The organism is Pseudomonas sp. NBRC 111143, from assembly GCF_001320965.1.
In the GTDB taxonomy this organism is placed as follows: Bacteria; Pseudomonadota; Gammaproteobacteria; order Pseudomonadales; family Pseudomonadaceae; genus Aquipseudomonas; species Aquipseudomonas machongensis.
In genome coordinates this window covers 1-17,722 of sequence record NZ_BCBT01000013.1, presented here as the reverse complement: position 1 = coordinate 17,722, position 17,722 = coordinate 1, and the positions used below count along the sequence as shown (strand labels likewise).

At 65.2% G+C, this 17,722-nt stretch carries 14 protein-coding genes; 7 read left to right on the top strand and 7 right to left on the bottom strand.

All coding sequences use genetic code 11. The features are described from left to right. Nucleotides 1-49 precede the first annotated feature (49 nt). Nucleotides 50-265 (top strand): DUF3820 family protein, encoded by a 216-nt coding sequence (locus tag APH44_RS09770; RefSeq protein ID WP_054892498.1) that lies wholly within the window; start codon nucleotides 50-52, stop codon nucleotides 263-265. Nucleotides 266-326: 61 nt separating this feature from the next. Here the strand turns inward: APH44_RS09770 and APH44_RS09765 are convergent, their stop codons facing one another. From APH44_RS09765 to ptsP, 3 genes are read right to left on the bottom strand one after another with little or no spacing between them, the layout of a single operon-like run. After that, nucleotides 327-2,054, bottom strand: coding sequence for a PTS fructose transporter subunit EIIBC (locus APH44_RS09765; RefSeq protein ID WP_054892497.1), 1,728 nt, complete (start codon nucleotides 2,052-2,054; stop codon nucleotides 327-329). Next, nucleotides 2,051-3,001 carry a 1-phosphofructokinase gene (pfkB, locus tag APH44_RS09760; RefSeq protein WP_054892496.1) on the bottom strand — a complete coding sequence of 317 codons (951 nt, stop codon included), beginning with the start codon at nucleotides 2,999-3,001 and terminating at the stop codon, nucleotides 2,051-2,053. Before pfkB ends, APH44_RS09765 begins: the two co-directional genes overlap by 4 nt. A 1-nt stretch (nucleotide 3,002) precedes the next feature. After that, nucleotides 3,003-5,855 carry a phosphoenolpyruvate--protein phosphotransferase gene (ptsP, locus tag APH44_RS09755; RefSeq protein WP_054892495.1) on the bottom strand — a complete coding sequence of 951 codons (2,853 nt, stop codon included), beginning with the start codon at nucleotides 5,853-5,855 and terminating at the stop codon, nucleotides 3,003-3,005. Between the two features lie 279 nt (nucleotides 5,856-6,134). Between ptsP and cra the strand changes: the two genes are divergently transcribed. Then, nucleotides 6,135-7,127, top strand: a complete 993-nt coding sequence (cra, locus tag APH44_RS09750; RefSeq protein WP_054892494.1) for a catabolite repressor/activator — start codon at nucleotides 6,135-6,137, stop codon at nucleotides 7,125-7,127. 2 nt (nucleotides 7,128-7,129) lie between these two features. Next, nucleotides 7,130-7,906 carry a TatD family hydrolase gene (locus APH44_RS09745; RefSeq protein ID WP_054892493.1) on the top strand — a complete coding sequence of 259 codons (777 nt, stop codon included), beginning with the start codon at nucleotides 7,130-7,132 and terminating at the stop codon, nucleotides 7,904-7,906. Nucleotides 7,907-7,918: 12 nt separating this feature from the next. Here APH44_RS09745 and rimI read toward each other — a convergent pair whose 3' ends face one another. Continuing rightward, entirely contained in the window at nucleotides 7,919-8,374 is a 456-nt protein-coding gene (gene rimI / locus APH44_RS09740) for a ribosomal protein S18-alanine N-acetyltransferase (RefSeq protein WP_054892492.1), read from the bottom strand. Then, complete coding sequence (locus tag APH44_RS09735) at nucleotides 8,371-9,165, bottom strand: hypothetical protein (RefSeq protein ID WP_054892491.1); 795 nt, start codon at nucleotides 9,163-9,165, stop codon at nucleotides 8,371-8,373. Before APH44_RS09735 ends, rimI begins: the two co-directional genes overlap by 4 nt. Before the next feature lie 268 nt (nucleotides 9,166-9,433). Between APH44_RS09735 and mksB the strand changes: the two genes are divergently transcribed. The 4 genes from mksB (at nucleotide 9,434) to APH44_RS09715 (ending at nucleotide 15,986) form a co-directional block, all read left to right on the top strand. Then, the gene (gene mksB / locus APH44_RS09730) at nucleotides 9,434-10,720 is read left to right on the top strand and encodes an Mks condensin complex protein MksB (RefSeq protein WP_054892490.1); all 1,287 of its coding nucleotides are present in this window, start codon (nucleotides 9,434-9,436) and stop codon (nucleotides 10,718-10,720) included. Continuing rightward, nucleotides 10,710-11,417, top strand: a complete 708-nt coding sequence (mksE, locus tag APH44_RS09725) for an Mks condensin complex protein MksE (RefSeq protein WP_054892489.1) — start codon at nucleotides 10,710-10,712, stop codon at nucleotides 11,415-11,417. Before mksB ends, mksE begins: the two co-directional genes overlap by 11 nt. After that, the gene (gene mksF / locus APH44_RS09720) at nucleotides 11,414-14,245 is read left to right on the top strand and encodes an Mks condensin complex protein MksF (protein WP_054892488.1); all 2,832 of its coding nucleotides are present in this window, start codon (nucleotides 11,414-11,416) and stop codon (nucleotides 14,243-14,245) included. The genes mksE and mksF overlap by 4 nt, the downstream gene beginning before the upstream one ends. Nucleotides 14,246-14,441: 196 nt before the next feature. After that, nucleotides 14,442-15,986, top strand: coding sequence for a Fic family protein (locus tag APH44_RS09715; RefSeq protein WP_054892487.1), 1,545 nt, complete (start codon nucleotides 14,442-14,444; stop codon nucleotides 15,984-15,986). A 59-nt stretch (nucleotides 15,987-16,045) separates the two neighbouring features. Here APH44_RS09715 and APH44_RS09710 read toward each other — a convergent pair whose 3' ends face one another. Beyond that, a complete protein-coding gene (locus APH44_RS09710; protein ID WP_054892486.1) occupies nucleotides 16,046-16,489 on the bottom strand; it encodes a CreA family protein in 444 nt (147 codons plus the stop codon). A gap of 23 nt (nucleotides 16,490-16,512) precedes the next feature. Beyond that, on the bottom strand, nucleotides 16,513-17,631 hold the full coding sequence (proB, locus tag APH44_RS09705; protein WP_054892485.1) for a glutamate 5-kinase: 1,119 nt from the start codon (nucleotides 17,629-17,631) through the stop codon (nucleotides 16,513-16,515). Nucleotides 17,632-17,722 lie beyond the last annotated feature (91 nt).

The window sequence follows — 17,722 nt, the reverse complement described above, 5'->3', positions numbered from 1 at the left end:
CGCAGCGATTGCTGTATGGTCGGCGTTTTCAGCGCACCAGGTTCACCGAATGAAACCCGAATCCCTGCAACTGCTGGTCACACGGACCATGCCCTTCGGCAAATACCAGGGCCGGATCATCGCCGATCTGCCGGGCGACTACCTGGCCTGGTTCGCGCGCAAGGGTTTTCCGCCCGGAGAGCTGGGCGGGTTGCTGGCATTGATGCATGAGATCGACCACAACGGTCTGGGGGAGTTGTTGGTGCCCTTGCGGCACAAACGTTGAGATCGTTGATGGAGGCCTCGCGGGCACGCCTGCGAAGCCTCCACCATTGCCCCCAGGGCGATCACTTGGCCGGGGCCACCACCATCTCCACCCGCTCAGCCTTCTTGATCAGCGCGTACACCACAGCCGTCACCAGGCTTCCGGCCAGGATCGCCAGCAGGTACAGCAGCGCATGGTTGATCGCGTTGGGGATCAGCAGCACGAACAGGCCACCGTGCGGCGCCATCAGCTTGCAGCCGAAATACATCGACAGCGCCCCGGTCAGCGCACCGCCGGCGATGCTCGCCGGAATCACCCGCAACGGGTCCTTCGCAGCAAAGGGAATCGCGCCTTCGGAGATGAAGCAAAGCCCCAGTACCAATGCCGCCTTGCCTGCCTCGCGCTCGCTCTGGGCGAACTTGCGCCGGGCCAGGAAGGTTGCGATTCCCAGGCCGATCGGCGGCACCATGCCAGCGGCCATGGTCGCCGCCATCGGCGCGTAGCTCGACGAGGCCAGCAAGCCCACCGAGAAGGCATAGGCCGCCTTGTTGATCGGCCCGCCAAGGTCGATGCACATCATCCCACCCAACAGCAATCCGAGCAGGATCGCGTTGGTAGTACCCATGCTGTCGAGAAAGCGCGTGAGCCCCTCGAGCATGGCCGCCACCGGATGACCGACCACGTAGATCATCACCAGCCCGGTGAACAGGCTGGCCAGCAGCGGAATGATCAGGATCGGCTTGAGCGCTTCGAGGCTGGTGGGCAGACGCGCCCAGCGGCTGATGGCCTTGGCGCTGTAGCCGGCAAGAAAGCCCGCGACGATACCGCCAATGAACCCCGCCCCCAGGGTACTGGCCAGCAGGCCACCGATCATGCCTGGGGCCAGGCCCGGACGGTCGGCGATGGACCAGGCGATATACCCCGCCAGCATCGGCACCATCAGTTTGAACGCCGCCTCGCCACCGATCTGCATCAAGGCCGCAGGCAAGGTGCCCGGCTCCTTGAACGCCTCGATGCCGAAGACGAACGACAGGGCGATCAGCAGCCCGCCCGCCACCACCATCGGCAGCATGAACGACACACCGGTCAACAGGTGCTTGTAGACCCCGGCCTTTTCACTTTTCGCGGGCGTATCGGCCGTGCCTCCGGCGCTTTCCTGCTTGCCGTCGGCCAGCGCTTTGTCGAGGGTCGCCCGCGCCTGCTTGAGGGCGATGCCGGTGCCGCATCGATAGATGCGCTTGCCCGCAAAGCGTGCCGTCGGCACCTCGATGTCGGCAGCCAGCAGCACCACGTCCGCCTGGGCAATGGCATCGGCCGACAATGGGTTGCGGGCGCCCACCGAGCCCTGGGTTTCGACATTGAAACCGTAGCCCAGCTCCCGGGCGGCCTGCTGCAGGGCTTCGGCCGCCATGAAGGTATGGGCCACCCCGGTCGGGCAGGCGGTGACCGCCACGATACGCGGCGCAGCGCTGCGACCGGGCACCTCGGCGACGCTCGCCTCGAGCACCTTGGCGTTGGCCGCGGCTTCATCGAGGAAACCTTCGCGATCAGCCAGCGCCTGGGCGGGGGTGCTTTGGTACACAGGCTTGCCGACGAAACGGCTCAGGTCCACCGAACCGGTACTGACCACCAGCACCCAGTCAGCCTCGGCGATCTGTGCAGGACTCAGGTGCCGCTCGGGGTGCTCGGCATCCCACACCTCGACACTGGTACTCCAGCCCCGACGTTGGGCCGCGGCGGCCAGCAAGCGTGCACTCAATACACTCGACACCTGGCCATTCGGGCAGGCGGTGACGATCGCAATGTTCATCGGCGAGCCTCTTGTTGTTGTTCTGTCAGTTGCACGGCAGCTTCAAGGCGCGACAGCTGTTCGCGGTCGTCGATGCCGAAGCCCACCTGAGTCACCGCCTGGGCGGCGATGGCAGTGGCGCGGCGCAAGGTCTGCCCGGCACTCTCGGCCTGCAGCAGGCCATGAACCATGCCCGCCACCAGCGAGTCGCCCGCGCCCACGGTACTGGCGATGCTCACCTTGGGCGGCTGGGCATGCAGGGCCAGGTCAGCGGCGAACCAGTTGACCCCGTGCTCGCCCTGGGACACCACCACGTGGGTGACGCCGCCGTCGAGCAGGCGCCGGGCGGCATCACGCTGCTCGGCAAAAGCCTGCACGGTGATGCCGAACAGCTCGCCGAGCTCATCGGTATTGGGCTTGACCAACCAGGGCGTACTTTGCAGACCGGCGCGCAAGGCCTCGCCGCTGGTGTCCAACGCCACCTTCAGGCCCTGGGCGACCAACTGGCCCAGCAACTGGCAGAACCACTGCGCGCTGACGCCACGTGGCAAGCTGCCCGCCACCACCACCACGTCATGCCCAGCCGCCCGTTGCGCCAGGTACTCGAGCAACTCGGCCTGGGCCGCGTCGTCGACCTGAGGGCCCAGGCCATTGACATCGGTGACCCGACCATCGGCCTCGACCAGCTTGATGTTGGTGCGGGTTTCGCCTGGCACGCGAACGAACCCGTCGTCGAAGCCGCGACGAGCAATCAGCGCTTCGAAAGGTTGCAGGTTATCGCGCCCCAGAAAACCGCTGACCGTCACCTGATGCCCAAGGTCAGCCAGCACCTGGGCAACGTTCAGGCCCTTGCCGGCGGCGTGGCTGCACTGTTCATGCGTGCGATTGACCTCGCCTGCGCGCAGCTGCTCGAGGGTTACCGTGAGGTCGATCGCAGGGTTGAGGGTCAGGGTGAGAATCTTGGCCATTTCAGTCACGCTCCACCAGCGCCCGTACCGCCTCGGCGCTGTCCTGTTGCAGGGCCTCGCGCGCCAGGGCGCGGGCCGTCGAGTAATCGGCCTGGCGCACCAGGGCCTTGACTTCGGCGACACTGCGCGCCGCGACGCTCAGTTCGTCCACCGCCAGCCCCAGGAGCACTGGCACAGCCTGCGGATCGGCCGCCAGCTCACCGCACACGCCGACCCACTTGCCTTCGGCATGGGCGGCGCGCACGGTCATGTCGATCAGTTGCAGCACTGCCGGGTGCAGACCATCGGCCTGGGCCGACAGGCTCGGATGGCCGCGGTCGATGGCCAGGGCGTACTGGGTCAGGTCGTTGGTACCGATGCTGAAGAAGTCCACCTCCCGGGCCAGTTGCGGGGCCAGCAGCGCAGCCGACGGCACCTCGACCATGATCCCCACCTGCAGGTCGTTGACCGGGATCTCCTCACGCAGCCGCTCGACCATGGCCTTGGCCGCGCGCCACTCGTGCATCTGGCCGACCATCGGGAACATGATCCGCAGTGGCCGGTCGTCGGCCGCCCGCAGCAGGGCGCGCAACTGCTCCTCCATGACCTGCGGACGCTGCAGGGTCAGGCGTACGCCACGTACGCCGAGGAAAGGGTTGTCTTCGTCGGCGATCGGCCAGTAGGGCAAGGGTTTGTCACCGCCCACATCGAGGGTGCGCACCACCAGCGGGCGCCCCTGCAGGCCATCGAGCACGCGGCGATACTCCGCTTCCTGGGTGGCGACATCCGGCAGTTGCGGATGGGCCATGAAGATCAGTTCGGTGCGCAACAGGCCGACACCTTCGGCGCCAAGCTCCACCACCTTGTCGATGCCACTGCTGTCACCGATGTTGGCGAAGACTTCGACGGCATGGCCATCGCGGGTCACGGCCGGCTCGTGGCGATTCGCCCAGGCGGCCTGCAGACGCTGCTCACGCTGATCGCGTTCGGCCAACGCACGCTGCAGCTCATCAGCAGCTGGCGCAACGCTGACCTTGCCGCGCTGGCCGTCGAGCAACAGCGGCGTGCCAGCCTCCAGCAACAGGATTGTCGCCCCGGCACCGACGACCGCCGGAATGCCAAGGGCGCGGGCGACGATGGCACTGTGTGCGGTGGCCCCTCCTTGCGCGGTCACGATGCCAGCAACCCGCGCCGGGTCGAGACGCGCCACATCGGACGGCCCGACTTCAGCCATCACCAGCACATAGGGCTGTTGCGGCTCGGCCTGCTCGGCGACGCCACACAGCTGCGCCAGCACCCTTCGGCCAATGTCGCGCAGGTCGGCGGCACGTTCGGCGAGCAACGCATCGCGCAGCGCCTCCTGCTGGCTGGCGGCCGCCTCGATCACCGCCATCCACGCCGCTGCGGCACTTTCGCCCTGGGCCAGGCGCAGATCCACCTCATCGCCCAGTGCCGGGTCGGCGAGCATCTCCTGGTGTGTGATGAAGATCTCACCGATGGCCTTGTCGCTGCGTTGCACCAGTGTCTGCAGCTCGGCGTCGACCGCCGCCAGGGCAGCACGCAGCCTGGCACGCTCCTGGGCGCAGGATTCGCCGCGCAGCGGATAATCGAACTGGCGCTCAATCCTTACATGGGCCGGCCCGCTGGCGATGCCTGGCGCTGCACCGACGCCCTGGACCTGGCTACCGGGCAGCGGCGCTTGCAAGGTTTCGCGCACCACCTCGGCGACCGGCAGGGCAAGCGCCGGCAATGGTTCGACGTCCTCGCCCAGGCCCTGTTCGATGGCTTCCAGCAACACCGGCAGGGCATCACTGGCGATGGCCGGCTCGGCGATCAGCTCCAGTTCCTGCCCACGCCTGGCCCCTAGTGACAGCAGGCGACTCAGGCTTTTCACCGACACGCCGGGATGGCCGCTGTCGGTCAGGCGGATGCGGATTTCACCCTCGAAGCCCTTGGCCAGTTGCGCCAGCACCTTCGCCGGGCGGGCATGCAAACCATGGGGGTTGGCCAGTATCACGCGCACGCTGGGCCAGTCGGGCGGCGCCTCGCCGCCCAGCACCTGCAACACATCGCGACTGCTGGTGGCCTGGTAGAGGGTCTGCCCACGCCCTTCGATCAGCACCTGACAAAGACGCTCGAGCAACGCCTGGTGCGCAGCACCAAGACTGGCCAGGCAGAACAGACCGTTCAAGGGCTGATCGCGATGCCGCAGCGGCTGCTGTGGGGTCACGAACGCCAGGCCCGGCTGCAGCACCTCGCGCTCGCTGTGCAACCACCACAGCCCCTCTCCCAGCGGAAGTGGCTCGGCCTGCTGCAACAGCGCTGCGAAACCACTGTCCACACAGCCGCCACGCTGCAGCAGGCGCGCACCGCGCCAGGCCAGTTCAGCGAAGTCTTCGGCGGGCAGGTTCAGACCGATCAGTTGTGCATCCAGCGCCAGCTCGCGCGGCGCCCCCTGCAACAGCTTGAGCAGTGCGTCGGCGGAGCTGGCGCGGCGCAGCGCCTCGGCCAGGTCGGTTTCACCCAGGGCGCGCGTCAGCAGTTGCAACAGGCGCAGGTGTTCGTCAGAGCGCGCGGCGATGCCAATCGCCAGGTAGACGATATGCCCGTCGCCCCAGTCCACCCCTTCGGGAAACTGCAACAGGCGAACACCGGTGGCAAACACCAGGTCGCGGGTCTGCGGGGTACCGTGGGGGATGGCGATGCCTTGGCCGAGAAAGGTCGAGCCCTGCGCCTCGCGCGCCTCAAGGCCCTGTAGGTAACCCTCGGCGACCAGACCGTCGCTGACCAGCCGATCGGCCAGCAAGCGCAATGCCGCCGCTTTATCGCTGGCGACCTGGCCCATGGCTATCTGCTCTCTCGCGAGCTCGAGCATGACCTTCTCCTTTTGCAGTACCCGTCGTTCGGGACTGAGGTTATTGTTGTGGGATTCAACGCGTTTTTTCACCCGCGGGCTCAGGGGCAGTTCCCGTTCACTCGGATGCTGAAACGTTTAATCTGACCAGGCGGCCACGTTACTCGATAATCTGCGTAGGAAAAAGCCCCAGTTTGTCGGAACAATTGCGACAATGGTCGCCTGCACTTGGACACAATTCTGAGTAAGACTACCCGATCAGGCGCCCCTGGCCGCCCCGGTAATAACAAGGAAAATGCGGTGAAACTCAGCGATATCGCACGTCTGGCCGGTGTTTCCGTGACCACTGCCAGCTACGTCATCAATGGCAAGGCCGAACAGCAGCGCATCAGCAGCGCCACCGTCGAGCGAGTGCGCGCGGTGGTCGAGGCCCACGACTTCACGCCCAACCCCCAGGCGGCCGGCCTGCGCAGCCGGCACACACGCACCCTCGGCTTCATCCTCCCGGACCTGGAAAACCCCAGCTACGCACGCATCGCCAAGCAGCTCGAACAAGGCGCGCGCGCCCGTGGCTACCAGTTGCTGATCGCCAGCAGCGATGACCAGCCCGAAAGCGAACGCCAGCTGCAGCAGTTGTTCCGCGCTCGCCGCTGCGATGCGTTGTTCGTCGCCAGTTGCCTGCCGCCGGAAGATGACAGCTATCGCGAAATGCAGAGCAAGGGCCTGCCAGTGATTGCCATTGACCGTCGCCTCGACCCCGCGCACTTCTGCTCGGTGATCAGCGATGATCGCGAGGCCAGCCGCCAACTCACCGAAAGCCTGCTGGGCGGCAAGCCTCGCAGCATCGCCCTGATCGGTGCGCGTCCGGAGCTGTCGGTCAGCCAGGCCCGCGCCGGAGGATTTGACGAGGCCCTGCAGCGTTTTGATGGCGAAGTTCGCCGTTACGAAGGCGACGCCTTCAGCCGCGCCTGCGGCCAGCGCCTGATGGAAACGTTGATCGACGAGCTCGGCGACCTGCCCGATGCCCTGGTGACGACCTCCTATGTGTTGCTGCAAGGCGTCTTCGATGCCCTGCAAGCCCGTGCCAGCGAGCCACGCGAGCTGCAACTGGGCACCTTCGGCGACAACCAGTTGCTCGATTTCCTGCCGCTGCCAGTCAACGCCATGGCCCAACAGCACGGCCAGATCGCCACCACCGCTCTGGAACTGGCCCTGGCCGCTATCGAGCAGAAGACCTACGCCCCCGGCGTACACGCCGTGGCGCGAACCTTCAAGCAGCGCATCTCGGCCTGAACATGCGCCTGATCGACACCCACACCCACCTGGATTTCCCCGACTTCGACGCCGACCGCGAGCACCTCCTGGCCAACGCCGCGGCGCTGGGGGTCGAGCGCATGGTGGTACTGGGGGTGGATCAGGGCAACTGGCAGCGAGTCTGGGACCTGGCCTGCAGCGACACACGCCTGCCAGCCGCCCTCGGCCTGCACCCGGTGTACCTCGAGCAGCATCAGCCCGAACACCTGGCGCAACTGCGCGGGTGGCTCGAACGCCTGCGGGGCGACCCGCGCCTGTGTGCGGTCGGCGAGTTCGGCCTGGACTATTACCTGCCCGAGCTCGACAAGGCACGCCAGCAGGCCTTGTTCGAAGCGCAATTGCAGATGGCCTGCGACTTCGAATTGCCTGCGCTGCTGCACGTACGCCGCAGCCATGCCCAGGTGATCGCCACGCTCAAGCGCTACAAGCCCGTACGCGCAGGCATCATCCACGCCTTCGCCGGCAGCTACGAAGAAGCACGCGAATACATCAAGCTCGGATTCAAACTGGGCCTGGGAGGCGCCGCCACCTGGCCGCAAGCCTTGCGCCTGCGCAAGACCTTGCCCCGCTTGCCATTGGAGAGCGTGGTACTGGAAACCGACGCGCCAGACATGCCGCCGGTGATGCACCCCAATGCGCGCAACAGCCCCGAACATCTGCCCGATATCGCCCGAGCGCTGGCCGAGGTCATGGGCGTGGAGTGCACCGCGCTGGCCGCAGCCAGTACGCGCAACGCTTGTGAGCTGTTCGGCTGGTAGCCGTGCAGGCGGTCACTCTTCGAACAGGGTGCAGGCCATCACCAAGGCGTCTTCACGTCCGCCAGCGGCCGGGTAGTAATCCCGACGCCGACCGATTTCGTTGAATCCGTAGCGTTCGTACAAACGATAGGCCGACTGGTTGCTGGCACGTACTTCCAGGAAACATTCGCGCCCATTGAGCTGCCAGGCTCGCGCCATCAGGTGTTCGAGCAGCCGCAAACCCAGGCCGCGCCCCTGGTTTTCTGGCTTGACCGTGATGTTGAGCAGGTGCGCTTCGTCGATGATCACGTTGATCACGCCATGCCCTACCTGTTGCTGGCCGTCGAACATCAGCCACACTTCGTAGGACTTGAGCGCATCCTGGAAGATCCCGCGGGTCCAGGGGTGGCTGAAGGCGGCATATTCGATCTTCAGCACGCTATCCAGATCCGCCTCGGTCATCGGGCGGAAACTGATCGAGTCACTCATTCAACGCTCTTCCAGCGCGCCATCAGCTGGCGCATCGCTTTCCAGACGTCCGCCTTGCGTTGCGGCTCGTCCATCAACAGTTCAAGACCCGGCAACGCCCAGACGTCGCCCAGGCCATCGATCTTCAGTGCTTGGTAGTAGGCCTGGGCATCGGCGTCGCCGGCAAAACGCACCGCTGGCAGGCCGATCAGCCACAGGCAGGTGCAGGGGACCTCTTCGAGGCGGGCCTGGATGAAACCCTGGACGAAATCACGCGCAGCCTCCGGCCCCTGCTCCATGTTGCCGCGCACGAACAGCGGCCAGCGCACCGGCTCGCCGATGATCTGCGGCGCGTCCGGCAGGCCGGCGGCGCGCAGCATGTCCTTGAGCAACAGGTAAGAAGGGTCGCGGCTCTGGAACGGCTGGCCGGTGGCGAGTTCCACCAGCAACAGGCACGTGCCGGCACGCAGCAGCTGCAGGGCGAAACGCGGCGGAGGCACAGGCGCCGGACGTGCGGCCTTGGGGGCTTCCTCTTCGCGCTCGACCGGCTTGGCAACGGGCTTGGGCGTGCTGCCGGGGCGTGGGATCTCGATTTTCGGGCGTTCGCCAGCGCGGGCATGGGCCGGCGCGGCTTCGCCCTGCGCAGGCGCCTGGCGCACCGGCTGCGCCTCGACATCCAGATCCTCGACCGGCGCCACCGGCAACAGCAGCTCGGGGCGCGAAGGCGCGGCGAACGGCAGTTCGGCACGCGGCAGCCAGTGCACCACTTGCATGGCGGAAAGGTAGGCGCGGCGGCGGGGTTCGGTCAGCAAGGCTCGGGTATCCGGGGGCTTGGTTCAGTCGGGCATTCTAACGCTGTTGGCGCCGGCGTGCCGCAACAGGCTGGCGGAAATTTATCGCCTGTGCCGGCCCTATCGCGGGGCAAGCCCGCTCCCACAGGTACAGCGCCTGCCCCACCAACGGTGATAAGCCCGCGAAGAGGCTGGCACAGATCAACGCAAATCCCGGACCAAGGGGTGAAATCCTCCCCCCCGTATGCAGTACAATCGCCCCTTTTATTTGGCAAGAGTCGACCCGCCAATGATCGAACCCAAGCGCGTCCTGCGCGCCCTAGCCGAACACTGGGCCCTGATCGAGCCGCTGTGCGAGCGCTTCGACCAGGGCACCCTGAGCCTGGTCGAGCTGCGTCAGCAACTGGCCCGCCAGCAGGTGGAGAGCACGCCGCAGGACATCACCCAGTTGCTCGACGTGTGGATTCGCCTGGATATCCTGGTCCCGGTGGCCAAGAGCCCGAACCGCTTCGAGCTCAACGCGCAGATCCACGACTTCCTCGCCTACCTGCGTCGCGAGCACCGCCTGGGCCTGTGCCTGGAGATCGAAGCCTACCTGCGCCACCTCGAGCGCCTCGCCGGGCACATCCAGGACGCCTTCGACAACCGCGACAGCGACGACCTGGCGCGCCAGCTGCGCCTGCTCGACATGCGCGTGCGCGATGTGTTGAAAAAGCTCGACAACGACGAACAGGCGCTGGTCGCGGTGGCCGAACGGGCCAAGACCAGCAACCGCCAGATCCCGCTGCGCCAGCGCTACGCCGAAGTGCTGGCGACCTGGGACGAATACGTCGAGCCGATGATCCAGCTGGTCAACGCCGACGGTGCCTTCGAGCAGGGCGTACGCAAGGTCGAGACCGTGCTGCTGCGCCTGTTGGGCGAGCAGGCGCGCCTCGGCCACTTGGTCGATGACGACATGCTGCTGCGCACCCACGCACGCATCCTCGAGATGCAGACCAGCGCACAGCTCACCCTGCGCCACGCCCGCGAGCTGCTGCTGCCACTGCGCGAGGAAGCGCGCCGGCATAACGCCGTCACCCGCGGCGCGGCACTGGCGCTGTCGGTGATCCGCAAGAAAGGCATCGATGCCGTGCCGCAGGCGGCCATGCCGATGTTCACCCGTCCGCAAAGCACCTTCCTCGGCAGCGCCAGCCAGGTCGAGGCCTATGTCTATGCCCTGGCCCGCTTCGAGCCCAAGCCTGCGCGCTTCCCCAAGGCGCACAAGACCCACAAGGGCCCGCTGCCACGCGCGCCGCGTACGGTCAAGGAAATGCTCGAGCGCTGCGAAGACGCCCTGCCGCTGCCGGACCTGATGGTCTGGCTGCTGGAGCAGGAACCCGAAGGCGCCACCGACGAGTTGCTGTACTGGTTCTCGCGCCTCTCGCGCGAGAAGCGCTTCAGCCGCGAGCGCCTGCAGCGCCAGGACTACACCACCCGCGAACACCTGGTCAGCCTGCGTTCCTTCGCCCTGACATCCAGCCGCGAACAACAACCGGCAGCCACCGAATCCACCGCGAGCCCAGCCAATGCATCTTGATCTTTCCGAACTGTCCCAGCTCGCGCCGATCTTCCGCGAGCTGTTCAAGGGCTTCCACGTCAGCCGCCGCGACCCGGAACTGTACGCCCAACTGTCGAACTTCCAGGACCAGTACCGCACCCTGTTCAAGGCGCTCGGTTTCGAGTTGGTCTGCGACACCCGTGGCTTCTACTACTTCGTCCCCGAACAGGCCGCCGCGCAGGTCAACAAGACCGCCCAGCGCCTGTCGCTGTTCACCTTCATCCTGGTCGAGCACCTGGCCGACCAGGGCCGCGACCCGATGGCCGTGCTCGACGGCGGCAGCATCGGCCGCGACGAGTTGCCCTCGCTGCTGGAGAAATACCGCGACCTGTTCCTGCAGGCCGAAGTGCAGACGGTCGAGGAGCTCGAAGAGAAGATCCTGCGCCGCATGACCCAGCTCGGCTTCGCCCATGAAGAAGGCGGCATCTACCGCTTCCTGCCGCCGATGCACCGCTTCCTCGATGTGTGCCTGTCGGTCCAGCAGGACCGCGACCTGGCCGCTACCCTGCACAGCGACCTGCCGCTGCCGGTCCCGGTGCTGGTCGAGGAAGAAACCCCGGAACAACTCAACCGCACCGACGATCCGCTCGACCTCACCCCCTTCGAGGGCGAAGAGAGCGAAGAGGACGCCCTGGCCCGGGCCATCCGCGAAGAGCAACAGGAGATTGACGCATGAGCCAGGAACGCTACGGCATTCGCCGCTTCGCACTGCTCAACACCGCCGGCTACAGCCTCGGCCTGTTCCCGCTGGAACATCCGCTGTCGGTCTACGGCGCGAACAACCTGGGTAAATCGGCCTCGATCAACGCCCTGCAATTCCCGATCCTGGCGCGCATGTCGGACATGAGCTTCGGCAAGTACAGCCTGGAGCAATCGCGGCGCTTCTACTTCGCCAGCGACACCAGCTACATCCTCTGCGAACTGAACCTGCCCCACGGCCCGCACGTGATCGGCGTGGTCGGGCGCGGCCCGGGCGGCGGCTTCGGCCACCAGTTCTTCGCCTACCAGGGTGAGCTGGACCTGGCTCACTACCAGAAAGACGACACCTGCCTGCGCCAGAAAGAGCTGTTCACCAACCTCGAGCGCAACGGCCTCAAGGCCTACGAACTCAAGCCGGACGAACTGCGCCGGCTGCTGGTCGGCGGCCACACCTCGGTGCCGCTGGACCTCACCCTGATCCCGCTGCGCTCGACCAGCGAGCAGAGCCTGAAGACCTTCCGCGCACTGTTCATCAACCTGCTGCACATGCGCGAGATCACTGCCGCCAAGCTCAAGCAGCTGTTCCTGGATGCCTTCGAGCACAGCCTGCGCTCGGGCAGCGTCGACTACATTGCGGCCTGTGAAGAAGCCTTCCGCGACGTGCGCCGCATGGAGCAGGACTACAACGCCCTGGTCGCTGCCGGCCCGCTGGTCGAAGCACTTGCCGGCGGCGTGGCCCAGCGCGACATCCTGCGCGGCAAGCTGCACCGTCTCTCCCCCCTGCTCGACAGCCTGCTCGGCACCTGGCAGGACTACGCCGTAGCGCGCAAGGAAGAGCTGGTGATCCAGGCCGAGCACTACCGCGCCGAGCAGGATGGCTTGCAGAACGACCAGCGTGGCGGCACCCAGGAGCTGATGCGCCTGGAACGCGAGATCACCGGCATCCAGCGCTGGCTCGGCGAGCTGTCGGTGCTCAAGCACCGCTTCGCCCTGGTCGATGACGTCAAGGTCCTGGAGCAGCAACTGCTCGCCGCCAAGGACGCCCACGACGAACTGGCCGGCGCCCTGGCTCAGTCGCGCCAGTTCTCCGCCGAAGACCTCGACGAGCGCGTGCGCGACCTGGAAAAACGCGTCAAGGCGGTCAAGCAGCAGCTCGAACACGCCGACAACAACAGCTACGCACGCCTGCGCGAAGAGTTCTCGCAGCAAGACGTCGACCGCCTGATGCGCCTGTTCAACGGCGCGCTGTTCAGCCTGCCGCTGGGTGATCGGGGCATCGAACTGGACGACAGCGACCTGTGGGTCAAGACGCTTGAAGGCGTGCTCGACAGCTTCAAGGGCGAGCGCTTCGAAGTGCCGGGCCTGTCCATCGACCTGTCGCACATCGAGCCGCCAGCGCTTCAGGCACTGGCCGACCGTGCGGCCCTGCGCGACCAGAAAGAACGCCTGGAAAAGGAGCTCAAGCAGCTCAAGACCCAGCAGGCCGTGGCCCTGGACCGCGCCGCGAGCAAGGCCCAGACCGAGGCGCTGTACCAGCAGGTGCTGGATGCGCAGAAGGCCCTTGAGGACTTCCGCCGCACCGAGACCCTGAGCGCCGAAGAGCCAGAGAAGATGGAGCAACTGGCGCAGTTCGAAGCCGCCCAGGACGAGCTCAAGCGCTCCAGCGACGCCTTCACCGAACGCGTCCAGCAGTTGTCGGCCAAGCTGCAACTGGTCGGCCGCCAGATCGCCGACATGGAAGCCAAGCAGCGCACCCTGGACGACGCCTTGCGCCGCCGCCAACTGTTGCCGGCCGACCTGCCGTTCGGCACGCCGTTCATGGAGCCGGTCGACGACTCGATGGACAACCTGCTGCCGCTGCTCAACGACTACCAGGACAGCTGGCAGGCGCTGCAGCGCGTCGACAACCAGATCGAGGCGCTGTACGCCCAGGTGCGCCTGAAAGGTGTGGCCAAGTTCGACAGCGAAGACGACATGGAACGTCGCCTGATGCTGCTGATCAACGCCTACTCGCACCGCACCGAGGAAGCCCTCACCCTGGCCAAGGCGCGCCGCGCGGCGGTCACCGACATCGCCCGGACCCTGCGCAACATCCGCAGCGACTACGACAGCCTCGAGCACCAGCTGGCGCTGTTCAACCGCGAGATCAACAAGCGCCAGGTGTCCAACCTGGAGAGCTTCCGCGTGGTGCTGGCGCCGAACAAGGAAGCGCTCAAGCACATCGACCAGATCATCCACAGTGCCGGCCAGTACGAGGAAGGCGAAACGCTGTCGGTGTTCGACCTCACGCAGAGCGCCGAGCAGGATCACAAGAACGAAGAGGCCAAGGAGTACCTGGCGCGACTGGTGGCGGCCAACCACAACCAGCTGGGCCTGAAAGACCTGTTCGAGCTGGCCTTCGAGATCACCAAGATCAACAGCCAGCCGGTGATCCACGCCGACATCGACGGCGCCGCATCCAACGGCACCACCATGACCATCAAGGCGCTGACCAACATGTACCTGTTGCTGCACCTGATGGACCGCGACCTGGCCGGGCGCATCCGCCTGCCCTACTACCTCGACGAAGCGGCGGACATCGACGAACGCAACCAGGCGGCGCTGCTGGAGACCAGTCAGCAACTGGGCTTCGTGCCGATTCTGGCGAGCGTGAAGCCGCAGGTGTCGGCGCGCGTGGCGATCGACCTGGAAGGCGGCAGCGGGCCGAACGGGATCTACATCGACGAGGCGGACTGGAAGTACATCAGCCGCCGGGATGTGGAGACAGCGGTGATTCGGGAGCAAGCTGTTGAGACGACAGCCTGAAATTATCAGGGCGGGGCCTTTCAAGGCCCCGATCGGGGCCATCACAGCGGAATATTATTGCTTTTACATGAGATGAGCGATTTTTTAGCGCTTTGGAGCCAGCATTAGCGTTTTGGCCAAGCTCCAGCCATTATCGTTTTGGCACCCTGCCAAACGAAAATTAATGCTTTTGCACCGCGATTAAAGGATTTCCACTATGCAGGTTGGTTTCAATGCCCTCGCCGAACGGTATGGCATCTCCTTGGTGCAACCCCTGCGCGTCAACTCTCTGATCGGAACCAGTCGCCAGAGCCGTGACAGTGGGGACCAGATCGAGAATCGCTACCCTCCCACCTACCGCCCAAATGACGACTTCGCCGGCCAATTCGCATTCGGGCTCAAATACGAAGAGATCCACCTCGAATTCTTTGCACGGCTGTTCGCGGCCATCGGACCTCAGCCAATCGAATCCTGGTGCCGGGATGAGCCTTTCGGCCAGTATGCCCGTCGCTGCGCATTCTTTTACGAATGGCTGACCCAAAAACGTCTGGATCTTCCAGACATCGCCAATGGCGGCTACATCGACGCCGTCGCATCCGACCAATACCTCACAAGCACCGAGCCAGTGCGCATCCGACGCTGGCGGATCAATAACAATCTTCCGGGAACCGAAAGCTTCTGTCCTATCGTACGAAGGACAGCAGCGGTCCAAGAGGCACTGCAATTCGATTTTGCTGCCGAGCTGAATGAACTGGACCGTACCTACGGGGCAGACATACTCCTGAGAACAGCCAGTTGGCTGACGTTCAAAGAATCGCGCGCCAGCTTTCTGATCGAGAAAGAGGCAGACCAGGCGGATCGCATCCAACGTTTCGCCCACGTCATCGCCCAACATTGCGGCCGCATCCAAGATCCGCTCAGCGGCCAAAGCCTTCAGGCTTTGCAAACCGAGATTCTTGGCCACGATGCATTTGGTCTGGGGCTGCGGCGGTCACCCGTTTTCGTCGGGCAGGCCACAATGCGAGACAACATCGTGCATTACATTGCGCCTCACTTCGATGACCTGACATCGATGCTCGATGGTTTGAAGGGCTTCGAGCGAGCAACGCAAGGGAGAGAGTCACTCGCCCGCGCCGCAGTGATCGCATTCGGTTTCGTCTACATTCATCCCATGCGGGACGGTAACGGGCGAATCCATCGCTTCCTGATCAACGACACCCTTGCGCGTGACAGGGCCATACCGGAAGGTGTGATCCTGCCGGTGTCGGCCACCATCACCAGCTCGGCCGAATTCAGAGCAGGTTATGACCGTGCACTGGAAGTGTTTTCGCGGCCTTTCATGCGACGCTATGCGACGGCCTACCACTTCGGCGAGACGATTGATCACGAGGACGGAACACCGAGCAACTTCTTTTTCGACGACTACGAGGACGCCAGGTTCGCTTGGCGATACCCGGACTTGACCGAGCACGTGCTGTATACAGCACGTGTTGTCGCCCACACCGTTCGCACGGAAATGGCGGAGGAGGCCAGAGTATTGATGGTCTTCCAGCGTGCCTTGGAGCGCATCAAGGATGTTGTAGAGATGCCAGACCAAGATGCCAATCGCATCATTCGCTCCGTCAAGGAGAACGGCTGGAAGATTTCCGGGAAACTCAAGAAACAGTATCCGCCACTGGATGACGAACGCCGGGCGGCTCGCATTCTGGAAGCCGTCCGGTCCGCGTTCGAGGGCGACGACATCGACGAAACCGACGAGTAGCCCTCAGGCCTGCGCTGCTAAGGGCTACTGGCCGAAATCGGCCAGCGCCGCGAGGGGAGTCAATGCGCCCAAGGCAGAATCGGAATCGCCGTCACCGCATTCTGCGGGCTACCTTCGACTATCCGGTCGCTGTACACCAGGTACACCAGTGTGTTGCGCTTCTTGTCGAGAAAACGCACCACCTGCATGGTCTTGAACACCAGCGAGGTGCGTTCCTTGAACACCTCCTCGCCATCCTTGAGCTCACCCTTGAAGTTGATCGGCCCAACCTGACGGCAGGCGATCGATGCCTCTGCGCGGTCCTCCGCCAACCCCAACCCACCCTTCACGCCGCCGGTTTTGGCCCGCGACAGGTAGCAGGTCACACCCTCGACCTTGGGATCGTCGAACGCCTCGACCACGATGCGGTCGTTGGGCCCAAGGAACTTGAACACGGTGGACACCTGGCCGATTTCCTCGGCGCCAGCCAGCATCGGCAGCATCAGCGCTGCCACGGCAAACATCCTTTTCAGCACGGGCGTCTCCTTCAGACCAGGACCAGGTTGTCGCGGTGCACCAGCTCGGGTTCGGCGCTGTAGCCCAGCAGGCTTTCGATGGCGTCCGACGGCTGGCCGATGATCTTCTGCGCCTCCAGGGCGCTGTAGTTGGCCAGGCCACGGGCCACTTCCAGGCCATCGGGACCGACACAGACCACCATCTCGCCACGGCGGAAGCTGCCCTGCACAGTCTTCACGCCGACCGGCAACAGGCTCTTGTTCGATTCGCGCAGGGCCTTCACAGCGCCAGCATCGAGCACCAGGGTGCCGCGGGTCTGCAGGTGCCCAGCCAGCCACTGCTTGCGCGCAGCGAGCATGCCGCGCTCAGGCGACAGCAAGGTGCCCAGGCGCTCGCCAGCCTTCAGGCGGTCCAGCACACGCTCGATACGGCCACCGATGATGATGGTGTGGGCACCGGAGCGCGCAGCCAGGCGTGCGGCACGCAGCTTGGTCTGCATGCCACCGCGCCCCAGGGCGCCACCGGTACCGCCCGCCACGGCGTCGAGCGACGGATCGTCGGCGCGGGCTTCATAGATCAGTTGGGCTTCAGGGTTGTTGCGCGGGTCGGCGTCGAACATGCCGTCGCGGTCGGTGAGGATCACCAGCAGGTCGGCCTCGACCAGGTTGGCCACCAGCGCGGCCAGGGTGTCGTTGTCGCCGAAGCGGATTTCGTCGGTGACCACGGTATCGTTCTCGTTGATCACCGGCACCACGCCCAGGTCGACCAGGGTGCGCAGGGTGCTGCGGGCATTGAGGTAGCGTTTGCGGTCGGAGAGGTCGTCGTGGGTCAGGAGGATCTGCGCGGTGTGCTTGCCGTGCTCGCCGAAGCTCGACTCCCAGGCCTGCACCAGGCGCATCTGGCCGAGCGAGGCGGCCGCCTGCAGCTCGTTCATCGCGCTCGGTCGCGTGGTCCAGCCCAGCTGGCTCATGCCTGCGGCCACGGCCCCGGAGGAGACCAATACCAGTTCCACGCCCGCTTCACGCAGCGCCACCATCTGCTCGACCCAGACTGCCATCGCACCACGGTCGAGGCCCTTGCCATCGGCGGTCAGCAGTGCACTGCCGATCTTCACGACCCAGCGCTTGGCGCCCGTCACCTTGCTTCGCATCTTCTCTTCCAACCTATGTCGAATCTGTAGATACCAAAACGCCGCTCATTTGAGCGGCGTACCGTGAGAGGGGGTTGAGGCCATCGCGGGA

What these genes read in the sequence shown, in the direction of transcription:
- APH44_RS09710 (WP_054892486.1), bottom strand. Translation starts at nt 16,489, where the DNA reads ATGTTTGCCGTGGCAGCGCTGATGCTGCCGATGCTGGCTGGCGCCGAG.
- proB (WP_054892485.1), bottom strand. Translation starts at nt 17,631, where the DNA reads ATGCGAAGCAAGGTGACGGGCGCCAAGCGCTGGGTCGTGAAGATCGGC.
- mksF (WP_054892488.1), top strand. Translation starts at nt 11,414, where the DNA reads ATGAGCCAGGAACGCTACGGCATTCGCCGCTTCGCACTGCTCAACACC.
- pfkB (WP_054892496.1), bottom strand. Translation starts at nt 3,001, where the DNA reads ATGGCCAAGATTCTCACCCTGACCCTCAACCCTGCGATCGACCTCACG.
- ptsP (WP_054892495.1), bottom strand. Translation starts at nt 5,855, where the DNA reads ATGCTCGAGCTCGCGAGAGAGCAGATAGCCATGGGCCAGGTCGCCAGC.
- APH44_RS09715 (WP_054892487.1), top strand. Translation starts at nt 14,442, where the DNA reads ATGCAGGTTGGTTTCAATGCCCTCGCCGAACGGTATGGCATCTCCTTG.
- APH44_RS09770 (WP_054892498.1), top strand. Translation starts at nt 50, where the DNA reads ATGAAACCCGAATCCCTGCAACTGCTGGTCACACGGACCATGCCCTTC.
- APH44_RS09745 (WP_054892493.1), top strand. Translation starts at nt 7,130, where the DNA reads ATGCGCCTGATCGACACCCACACCCACCTGGATTTCCCCGACTTCGAC.
- APH44_RS09765 (WP_054892497.1), bottom strand. Translation starts at nt 2,054, where the DNA reads ATGAACATTGCGATCGTCACCGCCTGCCCGAATGGCCAGGTGTCGAGT.
- mksE (WP_054892489.1), top strand. Translation starts at nt 10,710, where the DNA reads ATGCATCTTGATCTTTCCGAACTGTCCCAGCTCGCGCCGATCTTCCGC.
- rimI (WP_054892492.1), bottom strand. Translation starts at nt 8,374, where the DNA reads ATGAGTGACTCGATCAGTTTCCGCCCGATGACCGAGGCGGATCTGGAT.
- mksB (WP_054892490.1), top strand. Translation starts at nt 9,434, where the DNA reads ATGATCGAACCCAAGCGCGTCCTGCGCGCCCTAGCCGAACACTGGGCC.